At 33.1% G+C, this 13,029-nt stretch carries 12 protein-coding genes; 10 read left to right on the top strand and 2 right to left on the bottom strand.

Annotation, left to right across the window (positions count from 1 at the left end; genetic code table 11):
* Window positions 1-68: 68 nt before the first annotated feature.
* The 9 genes from GON26_RS16310 (at window position 69) to GON26_RS16270 (ending at window position 8,758) form a co-directional block, all read left to right on the top strand.
* The gene (locus tag GON26_RS16310) at window positions 69-224 is read left to right on the top strand and encodes a class I lanthipeptide (RefSeq protein WP_160375836.1); all 156 of its coding nucleotides are present in this window, start codon (window positions 69-71) and stop codon (window positions 222-224) included.
* Between the two features lie 28 nt (window positions 225-252).
* Entirely contained in the window at window positions 253-408 is a 156-nt protein-coding gene (locus tag GON26_RS16305) for a class IIb bacteriocin, lactobin A/cerein 7B family (RefSeq protein WP_160375835.1), read from the top strand.
* 27 nt (window positions 409-435) lie between these two features.
* Entirely contained in the window at window positions 436-591 is a 156-nt protein-coding gene (locus tag GON26_RS16300) for a class IIb bacteriocin, lactobin A/cerein 7B family (RefSeq protein ID WP_160375835.1), read from the top strand.
* A 27-nt stretch (window positions 592-618) separates the two neighbouring features.
* Window positions 619-774 carry a class IIb bacteriocin, lactobin A/cerein 7B family gene (locus GON26_RS16295; protein WP_160375835.1) on the top strand — a complete coding sequence of 52 codons (156 nt, stop codon included), beginning with the start codon at window positions 619-621 and terminating at the stop codon, window positions 772-774.
* Between the two features lie 27 nt (window positions 775-801).
* A complete protein-coding gene (locus GON26_RS16290; protein WP_160375834.1) occupies window positions 802-954 on the top strand; it encodes a class I lanthipeptide in 153 nt (50 codons plus the stop codon).
* A 255-nt stretch (window positions 955-1,209) separates the two neighbouring features.
* Complete coding sequence (locus GON26_RS16285; RefSeq protein WP_160375833.1) at window positions 1,210-2,364, top strand: HlyD family secretion protein; 1,155 nt, start codon at window positions 1,210-1,212, stop codon at window positions 2,362-2,364.
* Window positions 2,357-4,516, top strand: coding sequence for a peptidase domain-containing ABC transporter (locus GON26_RS16280; protein WP_160375832.1), 2,160 nt, complete (start codon window positions 2,357-2,359; stop codon window positions 4,514-4,516). The genes GON26_RS16285 and GON26_RS16280 overlap by 8 nt, the downstream gene beginning before the upstream one ends.
* A 20-nt stretch (window positions 4,517-4,536) precedes the next feature.
* Window positions 4,537-7,665: a lantibiotic dehydratase gene (locus GON26_RS16275; protein WP_160375831.1), complete on the top strand. Its 3,129-nt coding sequence runs from the start codon at window positions 4,537-4,539 to the stop codon at window positions 7,663-7,665.
* Between the two features lie 4 nt (window positions 7,666-7,669).
* Window positions 7,670-8,758, top strand: a complete 1,089-nt coding sequence (locus GON26_RS16270; protein ID WP_160375830.1) for an alcohol dehydrogenase catalytic domain-containing protein — start codon at window positions 7,670-7,672, stop codon at window positions 8,756-8,758.
* Window positions 8,759-8,775: 17 nt separating this feature from the next.
* On the opposite strand, the gene GON26_RS16265 is transcribed toward GON26_RS16270, so the two are convergent.
* Both GON26_RS16265 and GON26_RS16260 read right to left on the bottom strand, forming a co-directional pair.
* Entirely contained in the window at window positions 8,776-9,129 is a 354-nt protein-coding gene (locus tag GON26_RS16265) for a hypothetical protein (protein WP_160375829.1), read from the bottom strand.
* Window positions 9,130-9,172: 43 nt separating this feature from the next.
* Window positions 9,173-10,198 carry a LacI family DNA-binding transcriptional regulator gene (locus tag GON26_RS16260; RefSeq protein WP_160375828.1) on the bottom strand — a complete coding sequence of 342 codons (1,026 nt, stop codon included), beginning with the start codon at window positions 10,196-10,198 and terminating at the stop codon, window positions 9,173-9,175.
* Between the two features lie 163 nt (window positions 10,199-10,361).
* Between GON26_RS16260 and GON26_RS16255 the strand changes: the two genes are divergently transcribed.
* Window positions 10,362-13,001, top strand: a complete 2,640-nt coding sequence (locus tag GON26_RS16255; RefSeq protein WP_160375827.1) for a TonB-dependent receptor — start codon at window positions 10,362-10,364, stop codon at window positions 12,999-13,001.
* Window positions 13,002-13,029 lie beyond the last annotated feature (28 nt).

Below are 13,029 nucleotides of genomic sequence, written 5' to 3'. Positions count from 1 at the left end.
CTTACGATCTACATCGTAATCGACAAAATGTTAGACTAATCCAATTAACCCATTAACTAAAAATAATTATGAAAAAACAAAACGTAAACAACAAGTTAGCTTTCAATAAAGTAGCTGTTGCAGAATTGAACGACAACCAATTACAAGCTGTAGAAGGTGGAATCACTCCAGGAATCGTAATCGGACTTACGATCTACATCGTAATCGACAAAATGTTAGACTAATCCAATTAACCCTTAACTAAAAATAATTATGAAAAAACAAAACGTAAACAACAAGTTAGCTTTCAATAAAGTAGCTGTTGCAGAATTGAATGACAACCAATTACAAGCTGTAGAAGGTGGAATAACTCCTGGAATCATCATCGGATTGACAATCAGTATTGTAATCGACAAAATGTTAGACTAATCCCTTAACTATTAACTAAAAATAATTATGAAAAAACAAAACGTAAACAATAAGTTGGCTTTCAATAAAGTAGCTGTTGCAGAATTAAACGACAACCAATTACAAGCTGTAGAAGGTGGAATCACTCCGGGAATCATCATCGGATTGACAATCAGTATTGTAATCGACAAAATGTTAGACTAATCCAATTAACCCTTAACTAAATAAATTATGAAAAAACAAAACGTAAACAACAAGTTGGCTTTTAACAAAGTAGCTGTTGCAGAATTAAATGACAACCAATTACAAGCTGTAGAAGGTGGAATCACTCCGGGAATCATCATCGGATTGACAATCAGTATTGTAATCGACAAAATGTTAGACTAATCCAATTAACCCTTAACTAAATAAATTATGAAAAAACAAAACGTAAACAACAAGTTGGCTTTTAACAAAGTAGCTGTTGCAGAATTAAATGAAACTCAATTACAAAACGTAGAAGGTGGAGCGAGTACCATAATATTCCCAAGCTTTACGATAACTGTAATAACATTACTTGAGGTGTAACATTGAGTCTAAATATAGACTATAATGAAAAATAGCGCTATTGGTTAGTTCCATAGCGCTATTTTCATTGCTAAAAATCATAAAAACACCACTTTCAAAAGCATTTGCCCAAAACACTTCAAAATAAAAATAAACATCTATTAATCAAGTGTTTATAATATTTTTTGAATGCGATTTTTTATAAAAATAGGGTTTTTTCATTTTTTTCTTCTTTAAATATTAGGTTCATTTGTCAAACAATTTAATACTAAAGAAATGAGCGACAGTGAAATTTTTCCAGAAGAGATTTTGAACAGTACAGTTGAAAGTCATATTATTAAGCACAATAAAAAAACATCGCTTTTATTTGTGATTACCTTCGTGGCACTTTTAATAGCAATTGTTTCTCTTCCTTTTATAGGTATAGATATTTATACGACCAGTAGAGGAAACATAATTCCGCAAGAAAAAAAACTTACACTTTATTCCCCAATAAGTGGTAAAATATCCTTTTTTAATATTGATGAGAATCAAAAAATCAAAAAAGGGGATACTTTACTAATAATAGATCATAATATATTAAAAGAAAGAGAAAATCTAAATACTGTTCAAAGTTCTGAAAACTCCCTTTACTTAAATGATTTAAAGAATCTGATTCACCGAAATTACAATCAGATACAATCCGATCAATACAAAAGAGAGCTTTTAAAACATCAACAGGAATTATATAATCTGGATGTTATTATTAAAAACACTCAATCCGACTTTAATCGAAAGGAACATTTGTATCAAAAGGAAGTTATTTCTAAATCAGAATTTGAAAAAGCACAACTGGATCTGGATAAAATTAAAAATGACCGGATTAACTTAATCAAACAAACCGAATTATCCTGGCAAAAAGAATACACTCAACTAAGTCAGGATAACAAAAGCATTCATTCGAATCAAAAGCAATTAAAAGAAGAGGAAAATAATTATATCATTATTTCACCTATAGATGGCGAACTAATTAATATGCAGGGTTTTCATAAAGGAAGCGGCATTGCAGCCGGAAACCCAATTGTAGAGATTTCTCCTGATAAAGATATTATAGTAGAAACCTTCGTTAATCCATCAGAAATAGGTTTTTTAAGAGAAGGAGGAGATGCAATATACCAGATAGACGCTTTTAACTCGAATCAATGGGGTTTTGCAAGAGGCAAAATAATTGAAATAAGCAAGGATATTTTGATTGTTAATAATGTTCCTTACTATAAAATAAAAAGTAGTCTGGACAAAAACAGTTTATCCTTAAAAAATGGTGCGAAGGGTAATTTAAAAAAAGGAATGAGTTTAACAAGTCGTTTTTTTCTAACTAAAAGAACCGCATTCCAGTTATTATTTGATAAAGTAGATGATTGGTTTAATCCTTATAACAACAAAAATGAGTAAAATTGCAATAAAACAACATGATGTATCAGATTGCGGCGCTACTTGTTTAGCTTCAATTTCAGAACATTACAATCTAAGCCTGCCTATTTCAAGAATCCGACAATATGCCAATACCAATCAAAAAGGAACAACATTACTAGGGTTAAGAGAAGCCTCAGTAAAATTAGGATTTCTTGCTAAAGGAGTAAAAGTTGAATTCGAAGGATTAAAAGATATTCCGTTACCAGCCATATTGCACGTACTTATTAAAAAAGACGGACATGAGTTCCCTCACTATATTGTGGCCTACAAAATAACCAGCAAATACATCCTTACCATGGATCCTGCTGTAGGTAAATTAGAGAAAAAGCCATTAGCTGAATTTGAACAAATATTTACTGGTTACGCCTTGATTTTAGTTCCGAACGATGATATTTTTAAAGAGAAAAACGAAAAAATATCAAATTTCAAAAGGATCTTATTTTTATTGAAACCTCATAAATACATTTTACTTCAGGCTATTATCGGAGCTGTATTATACACATTATTAGGTTTCTCAGTTTCGATTTACGTAGGTAAAATTACTGACTTTGTACTGGTAAGTGGCAATAAAAGCTTGCTTAATTTAATGAGTATCATTGTAATAGGCTGTTTGTTGCTTCAAATAGTATATAGTGTTCTTAAAGATGTATTTATTTTGAAAACGAGTCAGCAAATCGATTCCAGGCTAATTTTAGGGTATTACAAACACCTTTTTACCATGCCTCAAAAGTTTTTTGATACCATGCGAATTGGAGAAATTATGTCAAGAATTGGAGATGCTGTAAAAATTAGAGCCCTAATAAATGAAACCGCTTTAAGTATTTCGGTAAACTTTTTAATTGTGATTTTTTCTTTCATTTTTATGTTTACCTTTTACTGGAAACTGGCTTTGATCATTTCATTGATAATTCCGTTCTATGCGGCTATTTATTTAATAACAAATAAGTTAAATAAAAAAGTAGAACGCGAAATTATGGAGAAAAATGCGCTTATGGAATCGCAGTTGGTAGAGTCTATAAAAAACATCGGTACGGTTAAAAGATTATCGCTTGAAGAGTTCTCTAAAACAAAAACAGAAATAAAATTCATCGATTTGCTTCAGAGCATTTATAAATCCGGATTAAACGGAATTTTTGCCAGAACATCTACTGATTTTATTTCAAGACTGTTCACCATCATTCTTTTATGGGTTGGAACCTATTATACCATTGATGGCGAAATTACACCGGGAGAATTGTTTTCGTTCTATTCTATTATTGGATATTTTACAGGACCTGCAGCACAATTAATAGGAACCAATCAGGCCATTCAGAATGCGATGATTGCTTCGGATCGTTTATTCGGAATTATGGATTTGGACCGTGAAGAAATGGAATCTAAAGTAAATCTGACCAAACATAATTTTAATGATATCAAATTTAAAAATATTGATTTCTCTTATGAATTAGGCAGATACATTTTTAAAGATTTGAATCTGACCATCAAAAAAGGACAATTTACAGCATTGGTTGGAGAAAGCGGAAGCGGTAAAAGTACGATTGCGTCATTAATTCAAAATATATATGCTCCAAAAGAAGGGAAAATATTAATTGGTGAATACGACCTGAATTATATCTCTAAACAAAGTATCAATTCATTAATCACTACAGTGCCACAAAACGTAGAGTTATTTGATGGAACGATTGCTTTTAACATCGCAATTGGAGAATCAAATCCAGACATGGAAAAAATAATTGATGTGAGTAAAAAAGTAGGTGCTTATGATTTTATTGAAGCGTTACCAAACGGATTCAATACGTATTTAGGAGAGTTTGGAGCCAATTTATCAGGAGGAGAAAGACAACGAATTGCTTTTGCAAGAGCACTTTATAAAGATCCTGAAGTGCTTATCCTTGACGAAGCTACATCAGCTCTTGATTCGGAATCAGAATTGGTTATAAAGAACCTGGTTGAAGATTTAAGAGCACAGGGAAAAACAATCATTGTCATCGCACACAAGCTGCAATCGATCAAAAAAGCAGATGTTATCTACGCCTTCAAAAAAGGGGAAATCGTAGAGTCAGGCTCACACGAAGAGCTTATGAATCAAAAAGAATACTATTATAAAATGTGGAATAATATAATTGTTTAATAAGGAAAATTTAACAAAAAATGAAAAATTACTCTTTTACAAAAACGGCTATCGTAAGAACTCCAATTGAAGAAAAACAAGTGGATATTACGTGGGAGAAGATCCTGGAAATCTTTTCTAAAAAAGAAAACAGAGAAGCATTATTTATTGGTTCACCAAACATCTACAAAGCACTTTTATCCTGGGAAAAAGGAGAAGCTTTTCAGGTTGAAGAAGAACTGAAAAACCTAAAAGGATCTTTATACAAATATGTTTCCCGATTGGCTAACAGAAGCACGCCTTTCGGAATGTTTGCAGCAGTCTCAGCAGTCGATATAAAACCGGAAACCAGCTTAAATATTGCCGAAAGCACTTTTGGCAGGTTTACGAAATTCGACATGTATTTCTTAGGTAGTTTTTTGCCTGTTATCTTGCAAAATGATGCTATCCAAGGTGTTTTAAAATACCATAGCAACAACTCCATTTACACCGTTTTTGATAAATACCGTTATGTAGAATATTATTTTAAGGATAATGTTCGTTTTCACAAAATTTCTGAGGTAGAAATCAGTGACTACCTGGAGCAAATTTTCGAGAAAGCTAAAAACGGAATTTTATTAAGCGAATTGGTTAATCACCTGGTTTCGGATGAAATTACAGAAAAAGATGCCAAAGAGTTTATCAATACACTTATTCAAAGTCAATTTATCGTTAGCGAACTGGAGTTTACGATAACTGGCGAAGATTATCTGGATAAATTATTAAAAGTGTTTTCAGAAAAACGATTTGACTTTTACGAAGCACAAGTCATCAAAGAACTTATTACAAATCTAAAATCTAAAATCAATTACCTTGATACAAATAATAGTAACGATCCTGCTCTATATACTGAAATTCATGAATTAGTAAACGAGGAACTTAGCCATGTTGATGTTTCAAAATTATTTCAGGTTGATAGTTTCAGAAAATTAGAAAATGGTTCGGTTAGCTTTAAAACACTAAAAAATCTACGTCCTGCTTTAAGTGTTTTAAACAGACTACAATCAAAGTTTGACAATGCTAATTTAAATGAATTTAAGAAAAAATTCCAGGAGCGTTTCGAAGAGTATGAGCAGCCATTAGTAAGTGTGCTGGATCCGGATATCGGGATTGGCTACGGAAGACAATCCGGAGCAAAAGCCCCTTTGGTTGATGATCTGCAAATCAATGCCGGACAGTCTGATGTGAATCAGATTTCGATGGATGCCAAAAAAACATTTATTTTCAAAAAACTGATTCAGGCTACAAAAAATAACCTTCAGTCTATCGAAATTACAGATGAAGAAGTAAATAAATTTGAAGAAAACGAGGCGATATATCCAGACACTTTCTCAGCTTTTGTAAATGTTTTTCATGAAAATGGAGTTGAAAAAATCAATCTGAAAACAATTTACGGGCCATCAGCTAACGGATTAATTGGACGATTCAGCCATTTAGATACCAGAATTTTTGATTTGTGTAATGAAGTTGCTGCTGTCGAAAGTCAATTACATCCGGATAAAATTGTTGCTGAAATCGTGCATTTACCTCAGGCGAGAACCGGAAATATTTTATACCGAAACTTCCAGAGAGCGTATGAAATTCCGTATTTAGGGAATGCCTCTGTAGCCAAAGAGAATCAGATTATGATTGATGACCTTTATGTTTCTGTAAAAGCTGGAAAAATCGTTTTGCGTTCTAAAAGACTCAATAAAGAAATTATTCCAAGACTAAGTAACGCTCATAATTTTGGTTCGAATGCTTTGCCTATCTACCATTTTCTATGTGATCTGCAAAACCAAGATACTTTTGGCTTTGCCTTTAATTGGGGTGTGCTTCAAAATCAGTTTGACTTTTTACCCAGAGTAACCTATAAAGATACCGTTTTAAGCAGAGCTACCTGGAATATCAATAAAACTGAAATTGAAAGTATTTTGGCTGTTGGCGAATCAAAAAACATCGAATTTATCCGAAATTTCCGTGAGCAAAGAAACATACCTGATCTGGTATATTTCACTCAGGGCGATAATGAAGTCCTGATTAACTTCAATAATGATTTAAGCTGTAATGTTTTTTATTATATGCTTAAAGGAGAAAGATTTATCCAGTTAAAAGAATTTTTATTTGCTGAAGATACTATAACAGGAACGTATTGCAACGAAATGATCTTTACCGCACATCGAAATGTCGATCAGAAACCTGCCGTTGCAGATGCCATTCAGTTTGTATCAAAAGAGTCTAAAGCGAATGTTGTTCCTTCTTTCTCAATAGGTGAAAAATGGCTTTATTATAAATTTTATTGCGGAGAAAGAGCAGGCGAAGAGGTGCTGAACAGAGCCATAAACCCAATTGTTCAGGAATTAGAGTCTAATGATTTAATCGATAAATGGTTTTTTATCCGCTATCATGATGCTCAGGGACACCATATCAGATTCCGTGTTTTGTTAAAAAACAGCGACTCTTTTACAGAGTGTATCCAAATCGTGAAAACACATATTGAGCCTCTTGAAAAAATGAAAATCATCTGGAAAACACAAACAGATAATTATCTAAGAGAATTGCAAAGATATGGTTACGAAGCTATCGAAGAAACCGAAACATTGTTTCATAATGACAGCGAATGTACGTTGCAGTTTATTGATATGATCGAGGGAGATTCCGGAGAAAAAATCAGATGGCTGTTTGCTTTATTGTCTATGGATCACTTTTTAGACGATTTCAATATCAGTCTTGAAGGAAGAATCAAATTGTTTAATGTGGCAAAAACCAGTTTTGGAAAAGAATTTAATCGTTCTGGAAAACTGAACAAACAAATCAATGAGATGTTTGTTAGTCATGAAGCCGAAATTGAAGCTTTCCTGGACAGAAACAATATTGAGGAAATGTATGAGCCTTTAACCGATATTCTTAATCAACGTTCAGTAAAGAATGCTGGTGCTGTTGCCGAAATAAAAAGAATTAGTAGTGAAGACCGCCTTCCGACACCGCTTTACAATATCATGATAAGTTATGTACACATGATTTGTAACCGAATTTTTATTACCAAACAAAGAGCACACGAAATGGTTGTTTATGATTATTTGTATAAATATTACAGCAAACAACTGCATACAAACAAACCGCTTAAAGAAAAAGCAGCACTAACAAACTAACATTATGAGAGCATTAGCAGTAGTAACTTCTTCTTTATTTGATAAAATCGAAGACAACCAAAAACACTTAATCGAAATTGATAATCTAAAAATTCCTATTGCTTTCATCGAAGGAAACGCTCCTGATTTTGAAGCTGATTCGGATTTGTATGCTAATCTTGTTTTAGTAAAAAAGACAAGTTTCTCTTTAAATTACAGGGATTTAGGTGTTATTGAAGGTGCGTGGCAAAAATTAAATGCTGAAAAAAACGATACTTTTTACCCTATCGGATCTGATTTTGCAGGGCACGTAGCGGCTATTGGCAAAAATGTTACCACTTTGGCAGTGGGCGATTTAGTAATAGGAAATTGCTTTTATCCTGAAGCAGAAAACGGAGCCATACCAGGAATTCCGTCTAATCATTCCAGCAAAGAATACGAAATTTATCATTGGGGCAAATTAATAAAAGTTCCGTCTTATATTTCCAGTGTCGAAGCCGGAGCAGTTAGTATAGGAACACAAACCGCCAATGCAATGATCAGAAAAGCCAATATAAAAAAAGGAGATAATGTACTGGTAACATCCATTACATCCAATACGTCTTTCTTTTTATTAAATGCGCTTTGGAACCTGGATTGCAATGTTTATGGTTTATCTTATTCAGGAAAAAACACTCAAATAGTACGTACTCATTTTCCTTTTATTAAAAATGTTTTCTCAGTTAAAGAAAAAAATATTCCGGAAAAATTACTTTTCGATGTCGTTTTTGATGCCTTTTCAGACACGTATCTGAATATTTTATCAACCAAATTAAATTTGAATGCACGTTATCTGACCTGTGGTATTTTTAATCAGTCATCGGATAAAATAAAGAATATAAAACCAGTAAATCTACCTTTGTTAATCGCTAATTTAATGATGCGAAATGTAAGTTTTATAGGGAACTGCTTAGGAACAACTCAGGATTTGGTAACAGGAATGGAAACCTATAAAACAAATAAGCTGAAGATCGATTCTGTTTTTACGGCTAGCGACTCTCTATCTGATTTTATTACAAAGACCTATAATCTGGAAGCGGATAAATTTGGAAAAGTGGTTTACCAGTACAGTTAGATAAGCGGGGAAGTGTCTTATTTATAGTGATTTCTATACCAGACTTTTTGCCATTCTCTCTTTAAAATCAAAAATGAAACTTGTTCGGCCAGGATTACTAAATCTGAGCCGTCAAGTTTTTTTATTTCACTTTCAGAGACATCAATGATATAAAGTAAGTTGAGGTATTCAGCAAATTTGTACTGAATCATTCGGTAGATTTTTTCATGAAGCTGAATTTTCAATTCATCAGGAGAAATACTCATCGGAAAATCAATTCCTTCATTGGCCAGATTAAAATCTTTATTGATTTGCTCAACCAGTTTCAGATATAAGTTTTCACTTTCGGCATTAGCCAATAAAAAATCAGTATTTTCAGGAATCGGAAACATGAATGCTTTTTAAGAATGATGGCGTAAAGTTAGAATTAAAAATCTATCTAACCGTAGATTCTCGCTCAATGATTCGTGTAGGCAGTTCAATAATTTGATGTTTTACAGGTCGGAGTTCTTTAGTATCCACAATTTCGTCGATTAAAATCGAAACGGCTTTGTGTCCCATTTCATATCCAGGCTGGTCTATGGTGGTTAATTTAGGCGAAATTACGGTACTCATAAACCAATTACTAAAGCCAAAAACTGCCACTTGTTCTGGAGTTCTTATACCTGCTTCATTAAAATATTTAATAGCGCCTATGGCCACTAAATCAGTAATAGCAAAAATAGCATCTACATCAGGATGCTCTGTCATGAGTTTTTGAGCATTTTCGTACCCGTCTTCAAAATCAGTATTGTTGTCACAGACATATACCAATTTTGAATCGTATTCAATACCGTGTGCTTCAAGAGCTCTTTTGTATCCTAAAAAACGATCAATTGAATTTTGCGGAATATAAGACCCTCTAAAATGGGCTATTTTTTTAAATCCTTTATTAATAAGATAAGAAACCGCATCAAAAGCAGCTTTGGCATCATTAATAATAACTTTCGAGCAATCGACTCTTTTGGCAATTTTATCAAATAAAACGACAGGTGTTTTTTTTCGAATCGCCTCGTTGATATGCGAGAAATCATCTGTTTCGTTCGAGAGCGAGATCAGGATTCCATCGACTCTTTTTTGCAAAAGTAAAGCGAGCTGTTTTTTTTCGAGTTCGTACTTTTCATTTGATTGTAGTATGATAACCAGATACCCTCTTTTTTCGGCTTCTTCTAAAATACCATTTAAAACAATCGAAAAAAAATGATGAACAGTCGTTGGAATGATAACGCCTATTGTTTTGGTTTCATTAGTACGAAGATTTACGGCAACAGAATTGGGCATATAATTCATTTTATCTGCCATTTCAATCACTCGTGCACGCGTTGCTTTGCTAATATCTGTATAACCTTTTAAAGCTTTTGAAACGGTTGTAACAGAAATACCTAACGCCGATGCAATATCTATTAATTTTGTATCATTCATAAAATAAATGTACTAAAAATAAATAGTATCCCTAAAAAAATAATTTTCGAAAACGTTTTAGGTGTTTTCGAAAACGTTTTCGGTTCAAAATTCTTACTTTCCTGTTAATTTGTTGTTAAGTTTACCTCTCTAAAAAAAAACTAATATCAAAAAAAGAAAAATTATGAAACAGATTAATTGCTATCGAGGCTTATTCTTTTTAATGTTTTGCCTTATTTCTTTACCTGTAAGTGGTTGGGCTCAGGAAAAAAATACAGTTTCCGGAAAAGTATTCGACGAAAGCGGACAAACGATTCCGGGTGCTAATGTATCCTTAAAAGGAACGAACAAAAACGTCATTTCAGACGAAAACGGAGGCTACAAATTCTCTAATATTACTGCGGGAGCCTACACCATTGTTGCAAGCAATGTAGGTTATAAAACTTTCGAAAAAGCGATTACGGTTAATGAAGGAGAGTCATTAGAAGAAAATCTATTATTAGAATCAGAATCGCAAAGTTTACAAGAAGTAGTCGTTACAGGATCATCAACTCCCAGATCCAAACTAGAATCTAGTGTAGCTATAACAACTTTAGGCGCAAAAGCAATCGAAGACAGAGCGCCTTCAAGTACAGCAGCGTTACTTCAGACCATTCCTGGGTTTGTGGTAGAAGCTTCAGGAGGAGAAATTGGAAATAACCTTTTTGCAAGAGGAATTCCGTCAGCAGGAGCTTACGAATATGTTCAGATTCAGGAAGATGGATTACCTTTTTTTGAAGATGGCGCTTTACAATTTGCCAATGCGGATACTTTTTACAGATTAGATGAAACGGTAAGTAAGATGGAAGCGGTACGAGGAGGTTCGGCTTCAATTTTCGCCAACAATGCTCCTGGAGGAATTATCAATTTTATTTCTAAAACAGGTCAGAATGATTTTCAGGGAAGAGCGAAATTTACAACTTCTGATTACGGTATGTTCAGAACCGATTTGAATTTATCAGGTGCCTTGATTCAGGATAAATTGTTTTTTAACATTGGAGGTTTTTACAGAGCCGATAATGGAGTAAGAGATACTGGTTTCACAGCAAATAAAGGCGGTCAGGTGAAAGGAAACTTAACCTACAAGTTTGACGACAATAATTATTTGCGAATCAATTTTAAACATCTTGACGACAGAAATACGTTCTATTTACCAATTCCTTTAAAAAGTAATAACGGAAAAATTGAAGGAATAGACGGTTTCAATCCTAATTACGGTACATTGACATCAGTAAATTTCAGTCATTTGAATGTGCCTCAATATGGTGGAGGAACTTTTAGTGCTGATTTAGAAGATGGTTCACATCCTGTAATTAATTCTATTGGAGCGGAATTCAAAAAGAAAATTTCTGAGAAAGTAACTTTCAAAAACGCATTCAAAAAGACTACAATTGATTTGAATTATAATGCCATCTTCCCTAATGGAGGTCCTTGGACACAAGATGCTTATGCAACCGGTGTGCAAAATACTACAGCAGATAATTTAAGTTTTACCTATGTTGACAATGGAGAAACTGTAAATCCAAATGCACTAATTATGAGAGCAGATCACTGGTACATTCATAAAAAAATGGACAATTTTGCTAATAATTTCTCTTTTAGTTTTGATTTGGATCCTGTAAAATTAACGGCAGGGTATTATTATTCTAACTGGAAATCGAATCAATACTGGAACTGGAATTCGTATTTAGTAGGTGTTTCAGACAATCCAAGATTATTAAATGTTCAGGACAATACATCTGGAGTTAATCATACATGGAACGGTGTCGAAAGAATTACATGGTTAGAAAGAGATGCTCAGACAAAAGGAGTTTTGAATGATGTTTATGCAGATGCCGAAATAAAAGCTACAGATAATTTAACATTCAATGCAGGCTTAAGATATAATAAAGACAAATATTCAGGTTATAGAGACAATGCAAGATTTTTTGCTGAAGATTTAGGAATTTTAGATAATAATACTGCTGATGATGCTGTAACTACGGTAAAAGGAAATCCTTATACGTATTGGAGATATGATGTGAGTGAATGGTCTTATACAGCTGCAGGAAATTATAAATTCAATGATAATATGGCTTCCTATATTCGTTATAGTCATGGATTTAGATCACCTATTGAAGAATCATTTTATGACAATGCTGCCGATTTAAGCAAACTAGAAAATACAAAAGTGAATCAATTAGAATTGGGTTATAAATATTCTAATTCTTTCCTTTCTGTAAATGCGAACCTGTTTCACATGAACTTAAAAAATGTTGCCTTTACTGATATTTTATCTGATGGAACTTCTGAAAATAAATTTGCTGACGTAAACAATATTGGTCTTGAAGTGGAAACAAATGCAAGATACGAAATGGTAAAATTAGGGTTTACTTTTACGGTTCAAAAACCAGAATACGACAACTTTACAGGCTCAAATGCTGATGGTTCAACTTTTGATTTCAATGGAAATACAGCTCGAAGAATTCCTAAATTTTTCTGTAACCTAAGACCGGAAGTTGATATTACAAAAGATTTATCAGCTTATGTTCAGTTTTCTTATTATGATAAAAAATATACCAATCAGGACAACAAACAAGTTTTGCCGGCTTACAAAGAAGTGGGAGCAGGTTTAAATTACAAGTATAATAATCTTCGTTTTGCTGTTGATGCTTCGAATTTATTTAATGCGATCGGCTTAACGGAAGGGGATCCAAGACAAACTACATCTGCAGCAAGCGATGTGTTTATGGCCAGACCCATTTTAGGACGTGCTTTTAGATTTTCTGTTGCGGTTAATTTTTAATAATTGTTAGTTGATTAATACTCCACCA

It is taken from the genome of Flavobacterium hydrocarbonoxydans, from assembly GCF_009789235.1.
Lineage (GTDB): Bacteria > Bacteroidota > Bacteroidia > Flavobacteriales > Flavobacteriaceae > Flavobacterium > Flavobacterium hydrocarbonoxydans.
The sequence above is the reverse complement of the archived record's forward strand: the minus strand, read 5'-3'. Positions and strand labels throughout refer to the sequence as shown.

Excerpts from the sequence above, each read along its gene's own strand:
- GON26_RS16270 (WP_160375830.1), top strand. The coding sequence starts at position 7,670 with ATGAGAGCATTAGCAGTAGTAACTTCTTCTTTATTTGATAAAATCGAA.
- GON26_RS16305 (WP_160375835.1), top strand. The coding sequence starts at position 253 with ATGAAAAAACAAAACGTAAACAACAAGTTAGCTTTCAATAAAGTAGCT.
- GON26_RS16260 (WP_160375828.1), bottom strand. The coding sequence starts at position 10,198 with ATGAATGATACAAAATTAATAGATATTGCATCGGCGTTAGGTATTTCT.
- GON26_RS16255 (WP_160375827.1), top strand. The coding sequence starts at position 10,362 with ATGAAACAGATTAATTGCTATCGAGGCTTATTCTTTTTAATGTTTTGC.
- GON26_RS16280 (WP_160375832.1), top strand. The coding sequence starts at position 2,357 with ATGAGTAAAATTGCAATAAAACAACATGATGTATCAGATTGCGGCGCT.
- GON26_RS16310 (WP_160375836.1), top strand. The coding sequence starts at position 69 with ATGAAAAAACAAAACGTAAACAACAAGTTAGCTTTCAATAAAGTAGCT.
- GON26_RS16265 (WP_160375829.1), bottom strand. The coding sequence starts at position 9,129 with ATGTTTCCGATTCCTGAAAATACTGATTTTTTATTGGCTAATGCCGAA.
- GON26_RS16300 (WP_160375835.1), top strand. The coding sequence starts at position 436 with ATGAAAAAACAAAACGTAAACAATAAGTTGGCTTTCAATAAAGTAGCT.
- GON26_RS16285 (WP_160375833.1), top strand. The coding sequence starts at position 1,210 with ATGAGCGACAGTGAAATTTTTCCAGAAGAGATTTTGAACAGTACAGTT.
- GON26_RS16275 (WP_160375831.1), top strand. The coding sequence starts at position 4,537 with ATGAAAAATTACTCTTTTACAAAAACGGCTATCGTAAGAACTCCAATT.
- GON26_RS16295 (WP_160375835.1), top strand. The coding sequence starts at position 619 with ATGAAAAAACAAAACGTAAACAACAAGTTGGCTTTTAACAAAGTAGCT.
- GON26_RS16290 (WP_160375834.1), top strand. The coding sequence starts at position 802 with ATGAAAAAACAAAACGTAAACAACAAGTTGGCTTTTAACAAAGTAGCT.